The 20,439-nt window shown below is 63.2% G+C and carries 12 protein-coding genes; 5 read left to right on the top strand and 7 right to left on the bottom strand.

Annotated features, from left to right (window positions below; all coding sequences use genetic code 11):
* Window positions 1-7 precede the first annotated feature (7 nt).
* Together HFP57_RS02295 and HFP57_RS02290 are read left to right on the top strand one after the other, a co-directional pair.
* The gene (locus tag HFP57_RS02295; protein WP_246263256.1) at window positions 8-1,840 is read left to right on the top strand and encodes a hypothetical protein; all 1,833 of its coding nucleotides are present in this window, start codon (window positions 8-10) and stop codon (window positions 1,838-1,840) included.
* Window positions 1,840-6,078 (top strand): hypothetical protein, encoded by a 4,239-nt coding sequence (locus HFP57_RS02290; protein ID WP_246263255.1) that lies wholly within the window; start codon window positions 1,840-1,842, stop codon window positions 6,076-6,078. The genes HFP57_RS02295 and HFP57_RS02290 overlap by 1 nt, the downstream gene beginning before the upstream one ends.
* A 69-nt stretch (window positions 6,079-6,147) precedes the next feature.
* On the opposite strand, the gene HFP57_RS02285 is transcribed toward HFP57_RS02290, so the two are convergent.
* Genes HFP57_RS02285 through HFP57_RS02270 form a run of 4 tightly spaced genes read right to left on the bottom strand, consistent with a single transcriptional unit; the run spans window position 6,148 to window position 12,273 of the window.
* Window positions 6,148-7,011, bottom strand: a complete 864-nt coding sequence (locus tag HFP57_RS02285; RefSeq protein ID WP_176868246.1) for a phosphodiesterase — start codon at window positions 7,009-7,011, stop codon at window positions 6,148-6,150.
* 57 nt (window positions 7,012-7,068) lie between these two features.
* Window positions 7,069-8,907 carry a cytochrome c3 family protein gene (locus HFP57_RS02280; protein ID WP_176868245.1) on the bottom strand — a complete coding sequence of 613 codons (1,839 nt, stop codon included), beginning with the start codon at window positions 8,905-8,907 and terminating at the stop codon, window positions 7,069-7,071.
* Window positions 8,908-8,914: 7 nt separating this feature from the next.
* On the bottom strand, window positions 8,915-9,826 hold the full coding sequence (locus HFP57_RS02275) for a hypothetical protein (protein WP_425500724.1): 912 nt from the start codon (window positions 9,824-9,826) through the stop codon (window positions 8,915-8,917).
* A gap of 2 nt (window positions 9,827-9,828) precedes the next feature.
* The gene (locus tag HFP57_RS02270) at window positions 9,829-12,273 is read right to left on the bottom strand and encodes a cyclic nucleotide-binding domain-containing protein (RefSeq protein WP_176868244.1); all 2,445 of its coding nucleotides are present in this window, start codon (window positions 12,271-12,273) and stop codon (window positions 9,829-9,831) included.
* Window positions 12,274-12,418: 145 nt separating this feature from the next.
* Here HFP57_RS02270 and HFP57_RS02265 point away from each other — a divergent pair, with 145 nt between their 5' ends.
* A complete protein-coding gene (locus tag HFP57_RS02265) occupies window positions 12,419-13,390 on the top strand; it encodes a tetratricopeptide repeat protein (RefSeq protein ID WP_176868243.1) in 972 nt (323 codons plus the stop codon).
* Between the two features lie 9 nt (window positions 13,391-13,399).
* On the opposite strand, the gene HFP57_RS02260 is transcribed toward HFP57_RS02265, so the two are convergent.
* Window positions 13,400-13,990 carry a TetR/AcrR family transcriptional regulator gene (locus tag HFP57_RS02260; protein ID WP_176868242.1) on the bottom strand — a complete coding sequence of 197 codons (591 nt, stop codon included), beginning with the start codon at window positions 13,988-13,990 and terminating at the stop codon, window positions 13,400-13,402.
* A gap of 78 nt (window positions 13,991-14,068) precedes the next feature.
* Here HFP57_RS02260 and HFP57_RS02255 point away from each other — a divergent pair, with 78 nt between their 5' ends.
* Window positions 14,069-15,505, top strand: a complete 1,437-nt coding sequence (locus tag HFP57_RS02255) for an 8'-apo-carotenoid 13,14-cleaving dioxygenase (protein ID WP_176868241.1) — start codon at window positions 14,069-14,071, stop codon at window positions 15,503-15,505.
* Window positions 15,506-15,755: 250 nt separating this feature from the next.
* Complete coding sequence (locus tag HFP57_RS02250) at window positions 15,756-17,156, top strand: class II 3-deoxy-7-phosphoheptulonate synthase (protein ID WP_176868240.1); 1,401 nt, start codon at window positions 15,756-15,758, stop codon at window positions 17,154-17,156.
* Here the strand turns inward: HFP57_RS02250 and HFP57_RS02245 are convergent.
* Together HFP57_RS02245 and HFP57_RS02240 are read right to left on the bottom strand one after the other, a co-directional pair.
* Window positions 17,153-18,124, bottom strand: coding sequence for a hypothetical protein (locus HFP57_RS02245; protein ID WP_176868239.1), 972 nt, complete (start codon window positions 18,122-18,124; stop codon window positions 17,153-17,155). The genes HFP57_RS02250 and HFP57_RS02245 overlap by 4 nt on opposite strands.
* 489 nt (window positions 18,125-18,613) lie before the next feature.
* Window positions 18,614-20,416: a flavin-containing monooxygenase gene (locus tag HFP57_RS02240; protein WP_176868238.1), complete on the bottom strand. Its 1,803-nt coding sequence runs from the start codon at window positions 20,414-20,416 to the stop codon at window positions 18,614-18,616.
* Window positions 20,417-20,439: the final 23 nt, after the last annotated feature.

Below are 20,439 nucleotides of genomic sequence, written 5' to 3'. Positions count from 1 at the left end.
CCTCGCCATGGCCGAACCGCGCGGCAGCGAAATGCGCCGCCGCGTGCCCGGCGAGGACGAGACCGGTCTCAACGAAATCCAGATCGAAGACGAGATGGAGCCGGGCGATGCGGACGAGACGCTGATCGAGGACCGCCGCCGTCCCGGCGTCCCGCAGCGCGACCTTCCCGATCCGGTGACGCAGGACAATGTCGGCGCTGTCCGTGCGCCGCCGCCCCAGGCGTTTCCGGGCGACCAGTTCCCGGTGCCCGACCGCTGGCGCATCGTGGAGTCGATCGGGGTCAACGAGAACCTGCTCGATCCCTATAACCAGAACACCCTGAAGGGCGACCGGCCGATTCCGCTCGGCGACCTGCCCGACTGGCTGCCGATCAACGGCGACGACTGGTTTTTCGTCGTCAACGCCGTGTCAGATACTGTGATCGAACCGCGCAGCTTTCCGACCCCGGTCGGCGTCCAGACGACGACCGAACCCGACAGCCTCGACGTGTTCGGCCAGGCCGACAGCCTCGTCCTCGCCCAGACCTTCATCACCGGCGTGGCGCTGATCAAGGGGTCGACCGCCTATCGTCCGCCCGATGTCGAATATCGCGTCACGCTCGCAACCCAGATCAACTATGTCGACGTCAACGAGCGGCGCATCCTGTTCGTCGAGCCGAGCCGGCCCAGCCATCGCTTCGACTGGTTCACGGGCGTGCAGGAACTGTTTTTCGACTATCACTTCCGCAACACGTCGCGGCGCTACGATTTCGATTCGGTTCGCATCGGCATCCAGCCCTTCAACGCGGATTTCCGGGGGTTCCTGTTCCAGGACAACCAGCTGGGCCTGCGTTTCTTCGGCACGCGCGACAATAACCGGCTACAGTATAATTTCGCCGCCTTCATGCGGCTGGAAAAAGACACCAATTCGGGCCTCAACGACCTCTTTGCGACGCCTCGCTCGGATTATGTCTTCCACGCCAATCTGTACCGCCAGGACCTTCCGATTCCAGGTCTCACCAGCCAGTTCAGCGTCACCTACAATATGAACCGCGAGCGCACCGACGTGGAGATCGACGATAACGGTTTTCCCGTGCGCCCGGCCCTGCTCGGCTCGCTGCGCGGCCGCAATTACGATGTCGTCTATCTCGGTTACAATGCCGACGGCCGGATCGGGCGGTTCAACCTGTCGGCGTCCGCCTATCTGGCGCTGGGCGAAGACCGGAACAGTTTCTTCACCGACGAGCCGGCCGATATCTTCGCCTATTTCGGCGCGGCCGAGCTCAGCTACGATGTCGACTGGATGCGCTTCCGCCTGTCGGGCCTCTATGCAAGCGGCGACGGCGATCCCTACGACAATACCGAGCGCGGCTTCGACGCGATTTTCGAGAACCCGATCTTCGCGGGCGCCGACACCAGCTATTGGATTCGCCAGGTCATCCCCTTTGCCGGCGGCGGACGCGCGATCGGCGTCAATGGCCGCAACGGCATATTGAATTCGCTGCGCTCCTCGAAAGAGCAAGGCCAGTCCAACTTCAACAATCCGGGAACGATCCTGGTCGGCGTCGGCGCCGATTTCGACATCACGCCCGAAATCCGCCTGTCGGCCAATGCCAACCATCTCTGGTTCGAGGACACCGACAGCCTGCAGGCGCTGCGCAACGAGGGCAGCATCCCGACCTCGATCGGCTATGACCTGTCGGCCGCCGCGATCTGGCGGCCGTCCGCGATCCAGAATGTCGTGTTCCGCCTCTCCGGCGCGGTCTTCGAAGCGAGCGACGGATTTTCCGACCTGTTCGCGCAGGACCGGCGCTCGGGCACCTATTATTCCGTCCTCTTCAACGCGATACTGACCTACTGATGGCGGGCTGGTTCACCCTTTCTCGGATCGCGATGCTGTTCGCGGCAGCCGCCATTTTATTCGCGATCGTTGCGAGCCCGGGCGGCGCGGCGGAAGGAGAGCAAGCCGTCGAACGCGACTATGCGGCGGCGGGCGTGCTCGCCGAACCGGCCCCGCGCAACCAGAGCCAGGCAGAAGCCGATGCGAAAAGCGCCGGCTGCATCAGCTGTCATACCGCCTCGGACGAGCTGACCATGCACGCGAGCCCGGCGGTGACCCTGGGCTGCGCCGATTGCCATGGCGGCAACCCGAATGTCGCGCTGACGAACACCGATCTCGATTTCGACGATCCGGCCTATCTCGATATCCAGAACCGCGCGCATGTCCTGCCGCTTTACCCGGAAAGCTGGCACTGGCCCTCGAGCGCGAACAGCAACCGCACCTATACGCTGCTCAATCGCGAGAGCCCCGAATATATCCGCTTCGTCAATCCGTCCGACTATCGCGTGGTGCGCGAAGCCTGCGGCGCCTGCCATATCGAAGTAGTCGAGGCCGCCGAACGATCGCTAATGGCGACGGGCGCGATGCTGTGGGGCGGCGCCTCCTACAATAACGGGATCCTGCCGTACAAAGTCTATATCCTCGGCGAGGCCTATACGCGCGACGGCGAACCCGCGAGCATCGTTTCCCCCGGCGATCCGCACGGCACGGTGACTCCCGAACAGGCGGCGCGCGGCGCTCTGCCCTCGCTGCTGCCGCTGCCGACCTGGCATGTCGTGCCGCCCGGCGACATCTTCCGCGTGTTCGAACGCGGCGGCCGCAACATCGCTTCGCAATTCCCCGAGATCGGCATCCCGAATATCGGCGGCAATATCCAGCGGCTCGAGGAACCGGGCCGTCCCGATTTGCGCCAGTCGAACCGCGGTCCCGGGACAGGGCTTCGCGTGTCGATCCCGGTGCTCAATATCCACAAGACGCGGCTCAACGATCCCTTCACCTGGTTCATGGGCACCAACGACCAGCCCGGCGACTATCGCCATTCGGGCTGCGCCTCCTGCCATGTCATCTACGCCAACGACCGCGAGCCGCGCCATTCGCTGACCTGGGCGCAGTACGGCCGCGACGGGCAGACGGCGACCGTCGATCCGACGATCAATCGGCTGCGCGAGGGCCAGCATCGGCCCGGCGCGCACGAGGAAGAGGACGTCGATGTGTCGATGGCGCCGGGCCAGTGCGGCGCGGCGTTCGACCGGGTCGCGGCCAGCATTCGCGCGCAGCGGGAAGGCAACGACCATCACGGCGACCGCCATGAAGGCGGCGATGTCGAAGAGCATGACGGCATCGGTGGTCCCCGCGAAGAGGATCACGCCTCGGGCACAATGCCGTTCGAGGAACGCGAACGCGGACACCCGGTTCGCCATGCCTTCACCCGCTCGATCCCGACCGCACAGTGCATGAGCTGCCACATGCACCAGCCCAACATGTTCCTGAATTCCTATCTCGGCTACACGATGTGGGATTATGAGAGCGACGCGCCGCTGATGTGGCCGCGCGAACAGATCTACCGCACCGCCGAACAGATGTTCGCGATCCTCGATCGCAACCCTGAAATGGCGGCGGTGCGCGGCTGCTGGGGCGACATCGATTTCCTCCGCAACGTCAACGACCTGATCAACCCCGAGGCGCGGACGACCCAGTTCGCCGATTATCACGGCCATGGCTGGAATTTCCGCGCGATCTTCCGCCGCGACCGCGACGGCAATTTCCTCGACGCCGATGGCAATGTCCTCGATCCCGACGATCCCGAGCTGTTCCGGCGCGAGGGCGAAGGCCAGTTCGTCGATGTCGGCACCAATCCAGGCCGCGCCGTCCACATGATGGATATCCATGCCGAGATCGGGATGCAGTGCGCCGACTGCCACTTCGCGCAGGACAGCCATGGCAACGGGCTGATCTATGGCGAGGTGGCGAGCGCGGTCGAGATCCAGTGCGCGGATTGCCACGGCACGGCCGACGAATATCCGACGCTGCGGACCTCGGGGCCAGCCGCACCTCCGAGCGGCAACAACCTCGCCCTGCTGCGCAACCCGGACGGCCAGCGCCGGTTCGAATGGATGCGGGATAGCGAGGGACGGCGCATCCTCGTCCAGCGCTCGATCATCGATCCCGAACTCGAATGGGAGGTAAGCCTCGTTCGCGACACTGTGGATCGCACGCATCCCGATTTCAACGAAGCGTCGGCGCGGTCGAAGCTGATGGGCCGCAACGGCGCGGAAAGCGGCGTGTTCGAGTTCGGACCCGGCATCGGCCGCGAAGACCGGGCGCATCCCGACGACGAGATGGCCTGCTTCACCTGCCATCTCTCCTGGACGACATCGTGCGGCGGCTGCCACCTGCCGATCGAAGCCAATGCGCTGACCTCCAGCCACCATTATGACGGGCTGCAATCGCGCAACTTCGCGACCTACAACCCGCAGGTCGCGCGCGACCAGATGTTCCAGCTCGGCCGGCACCAGGACACGCGCGGCAATATCATCGCACCCGTCCGCTCGAGCTCGGCGCTGGTTCTCAGCTCGACCAATATCAACCGCGAACGGATCTACGTGCAGCAGCCGCCGATCGCGGCGTCCGGCTATTCGAGCCAAGCCTTCGCGCCGCACTTCCCGCATACGGTTCGCCGCACCGAAACCAAGCAATGCACCGATTGCCATCTCTCCGAGGCGAACGACAATAATGCGATCATGGCGCAGCTGCTGCTCCAAGGCACCAATTTCGTCAATTTCGTCGGGCTCAATGCCTGGGTCGGCAACGAACAGGGTTTTCAGGCGATCAGGGTGACCGAATGGGAGGAGCCGCAGGCGGTGTTCGGCTCCTATCTCCACCGTTACGCCTTCCCCGATTACTGGCGGCGGCATGTCGAGGACAATGGCCGCGAGCTGATCGAATTCCGGCGCGGGCGTATTTTCGACGAAGACCTGTCGGGCGAAACCCGGGCGATCGAGGAAATCGAACATATCACGCAGCGTACCAACGATGCCGCCCGCTGCCTCCAGCTGCGCGGCGAATATATGTTCGTCGCCGAAGGTTCCGGCGGTTTCCAGGTCTATGACGTCGCGAGCATTGCGAACAAGGGTTTTTCGGAGCGCATCGTCACTGCGCCCTTCTCGCCTCTCGGCCATGATACGCGCGTCGATTCGACGAACGCGACCTGCATGGCGCTACCGACCAACCAGAACATTTCGCCCGACCGGCAAGAGGCGATGGCGAACACCATGGTCACCGCGCCCGACGGCACCGAGCGCAGCCTGCTCGAGGTCAATCGCGAGCAGCGTTTCCACCCGATCTACAACTACGCGGCCGTCACCGACAGCGTCGAGGGCCTGTTCCTCGTCAACGTCAACACGATGGCGGACGGCGAGTTCCGCAACAATTTCCTGCGCCGCGCCGAGTTTGCAGACGGCGGGACGGCCTGGAACGAGAATGGCGTCCTCAACGGTGCTCGTCATATCGTGCTCGGCGGCCATTATGCCTATATCGCGGCCGATGCGGGGATGGTCGTCGTCGATCTCGATAATCCGCTGGCGCCCCGCCATGTCACGACGATCCCGCTCACCGATGTCCGGGCATCGGCGCTCCAGTTCCGTTACCTGTGGGTGACGACAGCCGAGGGCGTGCAGGTTATCGACGTCACCGATTTCGAGAATCCGCGCCCGATCCCCGAAGCCACCTTCCCCCTCGCCGATGCGCGCCGGCTCTATGTCGCCCGCACTTATGCCTATGTGGCCGCCGGACGCGACGGACTCGTGATCCTCAACGTGACCAATCCCGAAGCCCCGGTCGAGCATGCGCGTTTTGCGCGCGCGGGCGAGACACCGGATACCCATGACGTGATCGTCGGCACGACCAACGCGTCGCTCTTCGCCTATATCGCCGACGGCGTGAACGGGATGAAGGTGCTGCAGCTGACGAGCCCGTCGAGCCAGCCCAATTTCTACGGCTTCTCGCCGGCGCCGGTGCCCGAGCTGATCGCCTGGATGCGGACCTCATCGCCCGCGCTCGCGCTCTCCAAAGGCCTGGACCGCGACCGCGGTGTCGACGAGACGGGCGGACAGATGGCGGTGTTCGGCCGCCACGGCTCGCGGCCCTTCACCCGCAGCGAGATGGAACGGCTGTTCCTCAACAGCCGCGGCATCCCTTACCGGGTCACCGACCGCGTCGATATGGACGATTGGGTCGCCGCGGCTTTCGCGCGGCGCTGATTTCCAGAATTTCCCGCACGGGAAATCGCGGCACCGGCCCGCTAGAAGGTCTGACGAAAAGCCCGAACCCTATTTCCGATCGCTCGCATGCTCGTCGATCAGATACCGCACCAACGGCTGCATCGTTTCGTCGTAACGCGCGAGCTGCACATGATCGTCGGCGTCGTCGAGATGGGAGATCAGGCTGCGGCCGTTCCAATAATGCAGCGCATAGGCCGGCGGATCGGCGATGATCATCGGCCGGTTGTCGGGTTCGCCCGGGTCGATCGGGCGGAGATCGAGCGCCACCTGCGGCGCGGTGGACGGAACCACGGCAAGCGACAGCCCCGCCCAACCGGTCAAAATCGGCCGGTGGATATGGCCGGCGACCATGCCGACGATGTTGTTCGCCGGTGTCAGCGTTTCACGGAGCGTCTTCACCCAGGCCGCTTCCGGTTCGGTCGTCATCCACGGAATTCCGGTTTCGATCGGCGGATGGTGGAGCACGATCAGGGCCGGCTTGTCGGGCTTTTCGGCAAGCCGCGCGCTCAGCCAGGCGGCACGGACGTCGCAAAAGGCGCCGCCATGCCGACCCGGCTCGAGCGTATCGAGCACGATCAGGCGAAGCGGCCAGCGATCCTCGTCGATCACATATTGAACGAAGCCGTCGGCCTTCGGCACTTCGGGAAACAGCTTGGAGAAGCCATCGCGATCGTCGTGATTGCCGACGCACGGCCAGACCGGAAACGGACAGCGGCCGAACGCCGATTTGAGCCGCCGGTAACTGTCGGTATCGCCCTTGTCGGTCAGATCGCCGGTAGCGAGGAGCAGGTCCGGCCGCGGCGTCATTTCGCAGAGCCGTTCCAGCACCTGATCCAGGCGCCGGCGGTTGAACTCGGCCGGATCGTCGGGATCGAAGCCCAGATGGATATCGGTGATCTGCGCAATCAGCATGGTTCCGGGTTTGCCCTCTCTGCCATGCGTCCTCCCTGGTTCGACCCTCTTCGCGGTTCAGCGATCCTGACGCGGATTGATCGCCAGACTGCCATAATCGCGGACGCTCCGCGGCCGCTGCCCGCGATTGTTTCTCGCGCGGACGAGATATGGTGCCGCCTCGTCCGCATGATAGCTGTGACACATAGCACAGGTTGAGACGATTTCGTCGCCGCTCGCGGTTCCGCCGGCATGGCATTCGCGGCAGGTCTCGATGCCCGGAAGCATGACGTCGCTCGCCTCCTCGGACGTCGACGCCTCGTGGCAGGTCCCGCATTCCTCGGTCTCATGGGCCGCATGATCGAACCATCCGGCGTGCATGTAGCGCGAAATCTGCCGCACCGGCGTGATATCGAAAGCGAGCGAGGCGCGGGCCGCAGGGCGCTCAACCTCGTGACAATCGAAACAGGCGCCGTCGCGCGAAAACACGGCGCGGATCGCATCGTCGGCGCGCGCATAGCGGGTCCGGGCCGCGAACTGGTAACGGCCGACGGTCTGGGCGCGGCTGTTGTCGCCCGGCCGCCGCCGCTCCATCCCTGACAGATCGATCGGCCGGCGCGGCGCAGTTCCGCGGTAGAAAGCACGGATATCAGCGATCACCATCTCCGGCTCGCCATGACGCAAGGTACGGATCGTTCCGCCGATCCGGTCGAACGCCAGACTGTGACACATCTGGCAATTGGCCTCCATCGAGATCGGTTCGAACCGCGTGCGATCCGCCGTCGGGACATGGCAGTCGGCACAGTCGAGCGCCGCGCCGAACCCGTATTCATCGCTCAGCCGCTGCGCCATGCGCGCGACGCCGTTGGTTTCCGACAGATGCAGCTCGTGCGGGAATTTGAGACCGGTATTTTCTTCCGGCCCGTCGTCGAGGCTGACACGCCGGTAGCGGGCCATCCCCGTTTCGTCGGCCGGACGCGTCATGATCCGCGGCCGGAATTCGGGATGATCGCGTCCGAAATCATGTGCGTTGAGAATGTCCGTATCGGTCAGCCGGGTATCGAGACCGGTATGGCAATCGGCACAGAATTGCTGGGGAGCCGCCGCCATCTCGCCGGCGCCCTCATGTTCGATATGGCACGACGCGCAGCTGCGCTGGGGCCGGTTGAACGCCATCGACACGGTCCGCAGAAAGGCGCGCCCGAGGCCGAATTCCGGTTCGGACATCGCCATCTGGTCAGCTTCGGCATGATCGGGAATATCGGTATGGCAGTCGAGGCAGGCGCTGTCGCGCACAGACACGAAGGCGTCGACGTGACAGGCCTGGCAGTCATTGGCGAGATTGGCATGCGCGTCCGACATGGAGCCGCTGACCCACAGTGTGTCCGCGTGGAAGCCGTCGGCGCGCTGTTCGACGCCCTTGTTCGAATAATAGGACCAGATCGGCAGCGCGAGACAGGAAACGAGGACGAGCGCCGCGAACGTCCAGGCGCTGATCCGCTTGCCCGGTACCGTTCCGGCCAGCGAAAAGAGCCGGTGCGCCTTGATATTGTCGGCCACTTCCTCGCGATCGATCGTTATCGCGATCCGGCCCTCTTCGTCCTCGCCGTCGCCCATCGCGACGATCAGCCGATGGGGGCCGATCCGGATCGTCCCGCCGCGCACGGCATTGATATCCGCCCGGGTCGTCGAGCGGCCATTGACCGTGACCGGCAGGTTCTTCTCGGTTTCGAGCGTGATCTGCGTCTTGCCGGCGCGGCGGATCGTCGCATGATGCAAGGTGACACCGAGATCGCTGAGCACGATATCGCTCTCGGCCCCGCGCCCGATCTTCAATATGTCTTTATCCATGGTCCGGGCGCGGACGATTTCCCGGCCACCCGAGGTGTGCGAACGATATTTGACGATAAAGCTCATCGCACCCCTACCAGTAGAAAAACACGCTGATGATGTGCGCCGAAAGCGCGGCGAGCAGCGCGAAGGTCAGCGGCACATGGATGTAGAGCCAGATCTGGAGCATCGCCTTGATCCTCAGATGCCGCCGGATCCGCGAAAGCGCCGCCTGTTTGCGCGCCAGCAGGGCTTCGAGCCGGTCGTACAATTCGTCGAGGGGATGATCGCCGGCGCTCGAGCGGGACCGGAAATCCGCCAGTGCCCGCGCCGTCCCGCCGCTGCGATATTTGCCGCTCAATCGTTGCCACAAACCGCCGTCGAAAGGCGTTTCATCGAGCGCTTCCTGCACGACCGCTGCGCCGCCGGCATCCAGCGGTTGCGCGGCATCGAACAGCTGGCGATCGATATCGGCCACGGTTTCGAGCATCTGCGCCTCGGTCGTCTCGTCGCGATTGCTGCTGAGCTGCCGCGGCAGGATGCCATAGACCGAAATGCCGAATATGCCGGTGACGATGACGATCATCATCAACACCCAGGCCAGGGTATGGACGTTCCAGCCGAGCTGGAAACCGGTGTGCAGGGTGCCGATCACGATCAGCGACAGGCCGAGATAGACATGGGCCGACGTCCAGGCCTTGAGCGACCATCGGCCGGGCGTCATCGCCCGCTTCCGGACGCCGAGCATGGTCAGCCAGAGAATGAGTCCGACGCCGACCGTGCCGAGCGTGTAGCCGAGCCAGCTGCCGCCATTGTGGCGCGGCTCGACATCGATCAGCAGGTACATCGCAATCAGCGTGACCGAGATCGCGAGCGCCATCTTGCCCCAATAGCCGCGGCGATAGCGCAGGAAGCCCTCATGCTGCGCTCCGGCGGCGATCTTCGACCGTTCGATTTCGCCGGGTCCGGCGAAATCAGGCTCCATGTCCGCGCGCCGCGTCGCCATGATCAGCTCTGCTCCGTCTCAAGCCGGGCAACCGACAGGAATTCCTCGGGCGCGACGCGGATCGCGGCGCCGGTCGGACAGGCCCGCACACAGGCGGGCCCGCCGTCTATCCCGGCGCACATATCGCATTTGATCGCTACTTTGGGCGTATCATCGGACACCCGCTCCTCGATCCAGTCATGGTCCGGCTCGCCGGGCCCCGGCCCCGAACCGAAGAACAGCCAGCTGAGCAGCGACGGTTTGGGCGGCGGGACCTTTTCCATCCGGATCACGCCATAGGGACAGTTGCGCTGGCAGTTGCCGCAGCCGATACAGGTTTCGTCGATGAACACCTCGCCATCGTCGCCGCGATGGATCGCATTGGGCGGGCAGTCGGCCATACAGTGCGGATGTTCGCAATGGCGGCAACTGGTCGGCACGTGGAGATGCGCATAGGTGCGTCCGGCCTCGCGATCGAGCCGCGAAAGCCCGTCATGGCTGTCGGCACAGGCCTTTTCGCAATTGTCGCAACCGACGCAGAGATTCTCGTCGATCAACAGGACGTCGGTCGCTTCGCCGATGCCGTTCTCGATGAGGAAGGACGCGACCGAGCTGTACATGTCTACGACGCCGGAAAAACTGTCCTTCTTCGCCTCGACGAAATTGGTGACATTCTCACGCGATTCCATTTCGCGGCGCGCCCGTTCGAGCAGTTTGGGTTTCCGCTCGAGCAGCGCGCGAAACGCATGGCCGTCAATCCGGATGACCTCGGACTTGATCGCCGCTCGCACGGTTGCCGTTCGGGGCTGATCGTCGAGCAGCGCCATTTCGCCAACATAGGAACCGGCCGGGAGATAGGAGAGGAACACCGGTTTGCGGCCGACCATCTTTTCCACGACCATCGAGCCCGAGCGGATGACGAACAGATCGATGCCGTCATCGCCCTCCTCGATAATCGCTTCGCCCGCCTTCACATGCAGGATTTCAGCCGTCTTCATGACATCGACCAGGTCCTCCGACTTGAGGCCGGAGCCGAACATCTGGAGCAATTGCCGTTCGGTCGAAATGTTGGTGACGGCGCGCCGGGCGGCGGGCACGGACGCCATGAGTTTCAGCGTCGCCATGCGCGGAATCTCGACGACGATCGTGTCCTCGGCCGCGCGGATGGTCGCCCCGCGGCGGCGCCCCGAAACGAGGCCGACTTCGCCGAAGATAGACCCTTCCTCGATCCCCTGGGTCAGCGACCGGTCGCTTTCGCTCAGCTCGACGAGAACGCCGCCCTGGGCAATGCCGAAGATCGACGAACCGGGCTCGTTCTTTTCGAAGATCGTCTGGCCCTTGCGGAAGAAATGAACCTCGGAATCCAGCATGAACTCGCGCATCTGAAGCGGCGAAAGCTCGTTGAGGATCGTCACCCGGGCGCGCAGGAAATCGAGCCACTGCTCGACCGACTGCCCCCCCGGCAAACCGTGGAACTTCGCCTCGAGCAAGGGTTCGTCGGCAGGTTTCAGCTCGGTGTTGCCGTTGATGAACTCCACGACATCATAGCCCTGGTTCATGCAGTGCTTGATCAGCGGATAGCCGGCCAGCGCGCCGATGACGAAGACGCCGTTCTTCGTCGATTCAAAGGCGGGCGAAAGCTTGGGGAACGCCTCGCGATCCTCGCTGGCGAATTCGACGCCGCAGGCTTCGACGAACTTGCGCGGCGGGGCGGATCCGATCCGGGCTATCACGCGATCGCAGCGGATCTTCGTCTGGCCGTCCCGCGTGTCGAGCAGGATCTCGCCCGGCAGCAGTTCGGCCGGCGAGGTTTCCGTCATGATGTTGATGCGGCCCTGCTCGCCGGCGGTCGTCAGCAATTTGACATTGGCGTCCTTGGCGCGCGCGAATTCGGCGGACCGGTTGAGGATCGTGACGCTATTGCCCTGTTCGGGATCGGCGGCCAGGCCCAGCGCGTTCTCGATCCCGGCATCGCCCGATCCGATCACCGTGATATGTTCGTCCACATATTCGCCGGGATCGTCGAGCTGATACTGGACAAGGGGCAGATCGCCGCCCGGGATGCGCAGCGTATTCGGGTTGCCCTGCGTGCCGATCGCCAGCACGACATTCTCGGCCGCAATCGTTTCGCCATCGGCCAGCGCGATCCGGAAATTGCCGGCGTCCCCCTCGATCGCCGCCACCTCGGAATTGAGCCGCACATTGACGCCCTGGGTCGCGGCCTGTTCGTCCCAGGTGCCGAGCACGGCCTCGCGCTTGCCGGCATCGAAATCCATGTCCGAGCGCAGCACGAGCTGGCTCGGGGTCGCCATCACATGCTTGCCCTTCTGATATTTGTAGATGGTATCGGAGAGATGGTCGGTCTTTTCGAGCAGAATATGCGAAAGACCGAGTTGCGCGGCGCGTCCCGCCGCACTCAGACCGGCCGGGCCCGAACCGATGATAGCGATACGATAGGCGTCCGCCACATTTCCCCCCTGCCCCTTGGGCAAGCATAGTCGACGGCCGAGTTTGCCCGGTTTCCGCCAGCATGTCTGTGCGCCCTGTCACCACTCTATCATCTTTGCGGGGACAAGCTAGATAGGAGCGGCAAATTTATAGAAGGTGGAAATCATGGGCGAATCGCGGGAATCGGAGGCCGGAAAGACCGGCGGACTCGCGCGCTACGTATTGATCGCGGCGGCGGCGATCGCGACCTTTTCGATCGGCTTCGCGATCGCGCGCGGCGATGATCAGGGAGCTGCGGAAAGCGGCGCGCCGCAGGGTTCGGCGCAGGCCGAAGCCATGAACAACAGCGATTTCGATGTGGCTATCCCGAGGCTCGAAGCACGGCTGGAGGCCAATCCCGAGGACGAGGAAGGCTGGGCGCTGCTCGGCCTCTCCTATTTCCAGACCGGCCGCTACGCCGACGCGGCCGGCGCCTATGGCGAAGCCAGCGCCCTCAATCCAACGCTCGCGCGCTATCACTCGGCCCGCGGCGAGGCGCTGGCGCTCGCGGCCAATGGCGATTTCCCCGAAGCGGCGCAACAGGCTTTCGCCCGCGCGCTCGAGCTCGACCCCGCCGATCCGCGGGCCCGCTATTTCGAAGGCGTTCGCCAGGATATGGCCGGCGATCACGCGGCGGCGATCGACGATTGGATCGCGCTGCTCCGCGACACGCCCGCCGGCGCTCCCTGGGAAGGCGATCTGCGCCGGCTGATCGCCCAGGTTTCGGAAGAGGAAGGCATTGATGTCAGCGGCCGTGTCCCACCGCCCGGAACCGCGGCGCAAAGCAATGTGCCGGCAGCAGCGACGCAAGGTATTCCGGGGCCGACGCCCGAGCAGATGCGCTCGGCCAGCCAGCTGCCGCAGGGCCAGCAGGAGATGATGATCGAGAATATGGTCAACGGTCTCGACGAACGCCTGTCGCGCAACCCCAACGATGCCGATGGCTGGATCATGTTGATTCGGTCGCGGATGCAGCTGGGCCAGACGTCTCAGGCCGGCGATGCCTGGCGGCGGGCGCGCGAGGCCTTTGCCGGCAATTCGGCCCAGCTCGAACGGATCAACGCTTCGGCGCGCGCGCTCGGCGTCCCGGGCGCCTAGGGTCGGGACCTAGCGCTTCCAGCCCCCGAACTGATCGACGGCGGCGTCGATCAGCGCCGGATCGTTGGGCACCTGTCCGGCGAGCACGAGCTGGGCGAGCCCGTGGACCAGCGCCACCGACTGGATCGCCGCGACCTCCCGATCGCGCGCGCTGGCGTCGGCCGGCATGAGCGCCGCGATATTCTCCTTCAGCAGCCGCCCGGCGCGATTGTCGCCGACGACGCTGTTGCGATCGCATTCGCCGGTCAGGTGCATATAGCTCGTCATCAGCCGGAACAGCGCCGGATGGGCGAGCGCGAAATGCACATAGGCCTGGCCGATGGCGCGAAACGCCGCGTCCCGGGCCTTATGCCGCACGGCCGCGGCCTCCTGGTCGTCCGCGAGCTTCTCGAACCCCTCGATCGCCAGCGCGGTGAGCAGCGCATCCTTGTCCGGGAAATGCCGGTAGACGGCGGTGGCGCTGACGCCGGTTTCTCGCGCCACCTCGCGCAGCCCGATATCGCCGCCCGCCTTCGTCTCGAGAAGGCGCAGTCCGGTATCGATCAGCGCGCTGCGCAGATCACCATGATGATAGCTTTTGTTGATGGCCGTCTTTTTCATGTTGACACTGTTACCATTGCTGCGTTAACAGTGTCAACATAGCGAATCACCCGCTCCCTACAAGCAAGGACATCCGCCATGGCCAGCGTCATCGAAAAGACCATCCGCAAGACCGTGACGACCGGCATCGTCGGCGTCTCGAAGGTCAGCGCCGCGCTCAAGACGCGCAGCGACGACCATCCCTATCTCACCGGCGTCCACAAACCGATGACGGAAGAGCTGACGCTGACCGAGCTTTCGGTCGACGGCGAGATCCCGGCCGAACTCGATGGCCGCTATCTGCGGATCGGCCCCAACCCGGTGACCCCGCCCAAACCGGCGACCTATCACTGGTTCGTCGGCGACGGCATGGCGCATGGCCTGCGCATCACGGACGGCAAGGCCGAATGGTATCGCAACCGCTGGATCCGCTCGGGCGACGTCAGCGAAGCACTGGGCGAGCAGCCGGTTCCCTGCCCCGAAGACCGGGAACCGGGCAACGCCAACACCAATATCGTCGGCCAGAATGGCCGCACCTGGGCGATCGTCGAGGCCGGCAACAGCCCGGTCGAGCTCGACGACGAACTCGAAACCCTGGCGATCAATCCTTTCGACGGCACGCTGAAAGGCCCCTTCTCCGCCCATCCGCATCTCGATCCCGATACCGGCGAGATGCACGCGATCTGCTACAAAGCCGATACGATGGATACGGTCTGGCACACGGTCGTCGGGCCGGACGGCACAGTCGTCCGCGAAGAGCCGATCACAGTCGAGCACGGCCCGAGCATCCATGATTGCGCGATCACCAAGAATTACGCGATCATCATGGACCTGCCCGTCACCTTCTCAATGAAGACGCTGATGGCCGGCCATCCCTTCCCCTATCGGTGGAATCCCGAGCACAGGGCGCGGATCGGGCTGATGCCGCGCACGGGCACCGATGCCGATATCGTCTGGCACGATGTCGAGCCCTGCTATGTCTTCCACCCGGCCAACGCCTTCGAACGCGAGGACGGTTCGGTGGTGATGGACGTCGTCGCCCATAATCACATGTTCGCCGACGGCCATGACGGCCCGGACGGTTCGAAAAGCGCGTTCGAACGCTGGACGATCGACGCCAGGGGCGGCCGCGTCGCGCGCACGGTCATCGATGCCACGAACCAGGAATTTCCGCGCTTCGACGAGCGGCTGGCCGGCAAGCCCTATCGCTTCGCCTATTGCATGGCCGCCGAAGGCAGCGAGGACACGCCCGGTCTCATCAACGACACCCGGCTCTTCAAATATGATGTGGAAAGCGGCCAACGACAGGTCCACGATTTCGGGCCGAAGCGCCATCCGGGCGAGTTCGTCTTCGTCCCGCGCGGAGACGGCGAGGACGAAGGCTGGCTCGTCGGCCTGGTCGTCGACATGAACGACGACAGCACCGATTTCGTGATCCTCGACGCCGCGAACTTCGCCGGCGATCCGGTCGCGACGATCCACTTGCCCCATCGCATCCCGCCCGGCTTCCACGGCAATTGGGTAAGCACCGCTTAGCATGGGTTTCAATCCTCCTCCCCTTGATGGGGAGGGGTTAGGGGCGGGGTGACCGGTCGGCTGGCGGTATCGCTTCCGGAGGGTTCACCCCCACCCAACCCTCCCCCATCAAGGGGGAGGGCTATTGGCCCCAGTTTCCGTGAGAGCGAGTAAATCACCGCTAGCCAGCTCGAAAGCAAAACCCCGTTGCAATCGCTTGTGCAGTGCCGCATGGATTTATCCACAGGCAGGAATATGAGTGATTTGGCCGATGACGAAGCAATGGACACCCGATAGCTGGCGCCCGGATAGTTGGAGAGAGGCCAACGGCATCCAGATGCCCGCTTATGACGATATGGCGGCGCTCGCCGATGTCGAAACCACGCTCGCCAATTATCCGCCGCTGATCTTTGCAGGCGAAGCCAAACAGCTGCGCACCGACCTCTCCGAAGTGGCCGAAGGCAAGGCCTTTCTGCTCCAGGGCGGCGATTGCGCGGAAAGCTTCGCCGAGTTCAACCCGACCAATATCCGCGATACGTTCCGCGTCATCCTGCAGATGGCGGTCGTCCTCACCTATGCTTCGAAGGTTCCGGTCGTGAAGGTCGGCCGCATGGCCGGGCAGTTCGCCAAGCCGCGTTCCTCGGATGTCGAGGAGCAGGATGGCGTCGCGCTCCCCTCCTATCGCGGCGATATCGTCAACGATATCGGGTTTAGCGAAGAGTCCCGCATACCCGATCCGCAGCGCATGATCCGCGCCTATTCGCAGGCTTCGGCGACGCTGAACCTGCTGCGCGCCTATGCGAGCGGAGGCTATGCCAACCTGCACCAGGTCCATAGCTGGACGCTCGATTTCATGGGCAAAAGCCCCTGGGCACAGAAGTTCGAGGAACTGGCCGGCCGGATCGGCGATGCGCTTCAGTTCATGGACGCCTGCGGCATCGACGCCGACCGGGTGCCCCAGCTCAACGGCACGCAATTCTACGTTTCGCACGAGGCGCTGCTGCTCCCCTACGAGCAGGCGCTGACCCGCCGCGACAGCGAAACCGGCGACTGGTACGACACCTCGGCCCATTTTGTCTGGATCGGTGACCGCACGCGGTTCGAAGATTCCGCCCATGTCGAATATTTCCGCGGGATCGCCAATCCGATCGGCATGAAATGCGGGCCCAGCCTCGATCCCGACGATCTGCTCAAACTGCTCGACACGCTCGATCCCGAGCGCTCGCCGGGCCGCGTCACGCTGATCAGCCGTTTCGGCCATGACAAGGTCGAAGAGGGCCTCGCTCCGCTCGTCCGCGCGGTCAAGGCCGAGGGCCATCCGGTGATCTGGTCCTGCGATCCGATGCACGGCAACACGATCAAGGCGGCCACCGGCTACAAGACCCGCCCCTTCGACCGCATACTCGACGAGGTCCGCGGCTTCTTCGCCGTCCACCGCGCCGAGGGCACCTATGGCGGCGGCATCCATTGCGAGATGACCGGCCAGGACGTCACCGAATGCACGGGCGGCGCCATCGACGTGACCGAACAGAATCTCGCCGACCGCTACCACACCCATTGCGACCCGCGGCTCAACGCGGGCCAGAGCATCGAACTGGCCTTCCTGCTGGCGGAAATGCTGAATGAGGAACGGGCGAAGGACGCGGGGGTCGGGAAGCGGGAGGTAGCCTAATCTTCTTTCAGGTTATCAATTACTCTTGAAAAAGAAGACCTTACGTATTCGCCCGGATCTGACGACATCGGCGCTAAATATGGATTCTTCGGTTCCTTATCCTTGTCGAACTCGAATTTCATCCGTAAAGATCTGAAGAAATGATCGTCCATATATAGCTGGGCTGGATCATGTTCGCCAGCTCGAATAGCTTTTCTCGCTGCACTTTCAATTGATTGAAGTTGCGCGAACGGGAGGCCCAGACTGTTAAGCGAAATGTGATTGCCGCTAACAGAACGATGGATCAGTTCGTGGTGATAGAACTCGTTGTAACCCTGACTTACGACAGCGTAGATTGGAAGCCCTAGGGTATTCAGATATGCCTTTTCCAGCTCAGGGAGCACGTGAATTATCTTCTCTGGCTCGTAGGTGTACTGAACGTCGGTATCGAAGGTTCCAACCGACCAGTTGGTTTTCACTATCAAGCTATCGGCGAAAGAGACAAAAGCGAGATCAGTGTGCTTGCTCGCGAGATCATCAATGTGACCTTGAAGCGACGCCAGCCGATCGGCCGATAGTCTATCTTCTGCTAGAGCCTTCTTCACTCCCACCGCATCAACCAGTGCGAAAACGGAGTACGTTCGAAGATAGAGGTTATTCAGCCAGTCGTCTTTGACGAAAATTCGTGGCTTCTCATCAGCTGTGATACAACTGACACAACGAACGAAATGTCGCTTCGGCAGATAAACTCGTACCTGATGAAAGCGATCAAAAATGTTAGGATACCATGAGATTTCAATCCCATCTTCGGTTGCTCGCCGAGCTGCAGCATATGAGATGTAACCTGGATTTCCCCACTCGCCACCGGATAGACCCCGTATCAACATGCGGTCGTATTCAGCCATCCACTCCTCGCCCATTAAATAGATGTCTCGGTTCAGTGGAACGTCTATGAGAGCATATTTTTCGATGTCTTCATGATCAAACATTTGTCCGATTTAGCATGTCGACGCACCTTCGCCACTGCGAACTGCGACAAAGGCCCCATAACTGCTCCGGCAATTCTACTGCCACTCCACGATAAAACACAAATTTTCATCGGCCTGAGAGAGACGGAAGACGTTGCGCACCCCGTTAGGGATGGCCCATCGATTTCCCTGTCCTACACACGCCCTGCCCTGCTATTCTGCGGCGCGCTCTTTGAACCCGTCGATCTCTTGCACCCGGTCCCCGTTGCCGGGTCAGCACCTGAGCTGCTCGCCCCGCTGTGCGTCTACTTTGTCAACTTTGGATAGGATTACCCGGCAGACCCCCGCCGTGTGTCAACCAGTGTCAACCGGGCGGGAACTTAGCGAAATCCTCCCCGGCACGGGGAGGTGGCAGCCCGGAGGGCTGACGGAGGGGTCATGGCTCAACCGCAACCACCGGAGACCCCTCCACCGCGCAAGCGCGGTCCCCCTCCCCGTACCGGGGAGGATTTAGCGAAACTCCACGCCCTCGAATTCGCCGCTGTTCAGCCACCCGTCCAGATACGCAAAATAGGCTTGGGCGCCATGGGGATAGCCGACGAAATATTTGGATTCCTCGGTCGGCTGGCCTTCATTGTTGTAATAGCCGGGCGTGCATTCGGTCGAGCCGATGACCATGCCGGGTCCGGTCATCAGCAGCGCGACCCACTGGTCCTGCGCTTGCCTTGTCACCTCGACCTCCTTTGCGCCGGTCTCCCGCGCATGGGCGATCATGATCGCGATCGCGCGGGCGCATTCGACGAGATTGTGCGGATAGTTGGAAATGAGATGTGCGCCCTGGGCGGACTGGACGAGGAACAGGTTGGGAAAGCCATGGACGTGGATGCCGTGTTTCGAGCGCATGCCGTCTTCCCAGGCCTCGGCCAGGGTCAGGCCGTCGCGGCCGACCGGGTCGAAGCCCATGCGCCGCTCCAGCGTCGTGCCGACCTCGAAGCCCGTGGCGTAGATGATGCAATCGACTTCATATTCCTCGCCCGCGACGACCACGCCCTTCTCCGTGATCCGCTCCGCGCCCTTCCCGTCCGTATCGATCAGATGCGTGTCGGGATTGTTGAAAGCCTGCAGATATTCGTCGTGGAAGCAGGGCCGCTTGCAGAGCTGGCGGTACCAGGCTTTCAGATCCTCCGCCGTGTCCGGATCGGCGATCAGTTCGTCGACGCGCGCGCGGATCTCGGTCATTTTCTGGAGGTCGGCATCCTCCCAGGCGGCGAGCATATTCTCGACCGTCATCTGGTCGGGCGGCAGGTCCTTGATCCGTTCGCGGAAACGGCGCGTGAGATCGGTCCAGCCGTCCTGCACCAGATCCTCGGTCGCATGGCCGATGCCCTGGTTCGCGGTGAAATTGTCGAGCCAGCGTTTCTGCCAGCCTTCGGTGGCGATTTCGGAAAACCAATCCGGATCGATGGATTCATTGTTGCGGATATCGATGGAGGAAGGCGTGCGCTGGACGACGAACACCTCTTTCGCCGCGCGCGAGAGATGCGGGACGATCTGTACCGCGGTTGCGCCCGTGCCGATGATCGCAACCCGCTTGTCGGCCAGCTTGTCGAGCAGTGCGCCGTCCGGATCGCCGCCGGTATAGTCGTAATCCCAGCGGCTCGTATGGAAGCTGTGACCCCGGAAGCTCTCGATACCGGGAATGCCGGGAAGCTTCGGCACATGGAGCGGCCCGGTACCGAGGCCGACGAAATCGGCAGTGAAATCGTCGCCCCGGTCGGTCGTGATCCGCCAGCGAGACCGCGCGCCTTCCCAGACCATCGACTCCACTTTGGTGTGGAAGACCGCCTTGTCGTAGAGATCGTAATGCTCGCCGATCCGCTGGCAATGTTCGAGGATTTCCGGTGCATGGACGTATTTTTCGCTCGGCATATGCCCGGTCTCTTCGAGCAGCGGCATATAGACCATCGAGGCCGTGTCGCATTGCGCGCCCGGATAGCGGTTCCAGTACCAGGTGCCGCCGAAATCGCCGCCCTTTTCGAGGATGCGGATATCGTCGACCCCCGCTTCCTTCAGCCGCGCGCCCGAGACGAGCCCGGAAAAACCGCCGCCGATAAAGGCGTAAATGACATGATCGGTCAGCGGTGCGCGCTCGGTCCGTTCGGCATAGGGATCGTCGGCATAATGGGCGAGCTGCCCCTTGAGCTCGAGATACTGATCGTTGCCGTCCGCGCGCAGGCGCTTGTCCCGCTCTTCGGCATATTTGGCCAGTATCGCCTGTTTGTCGGTGGGGCTGATCGCTGCGGAGCTGGCCATAACTTTCCTCTAACGTAAACGTT

The organism is Parasphingopyxis algicola, assembly GCF_013378075.1.
GTDB classification, from domain to species: domain Bacteria; phylum Pseudomonadota; class Alphaproteobacteria; order Sphingomonadales; family Sphingomonadaceae; genus Parasphingopyxis; species Parasphingopyxis algicola.
The sequence above is the reverse complement of the archived record's forward strand: the minus strand, read 5'-3'. Positions and strand labels throughout refer to the sequence as shown.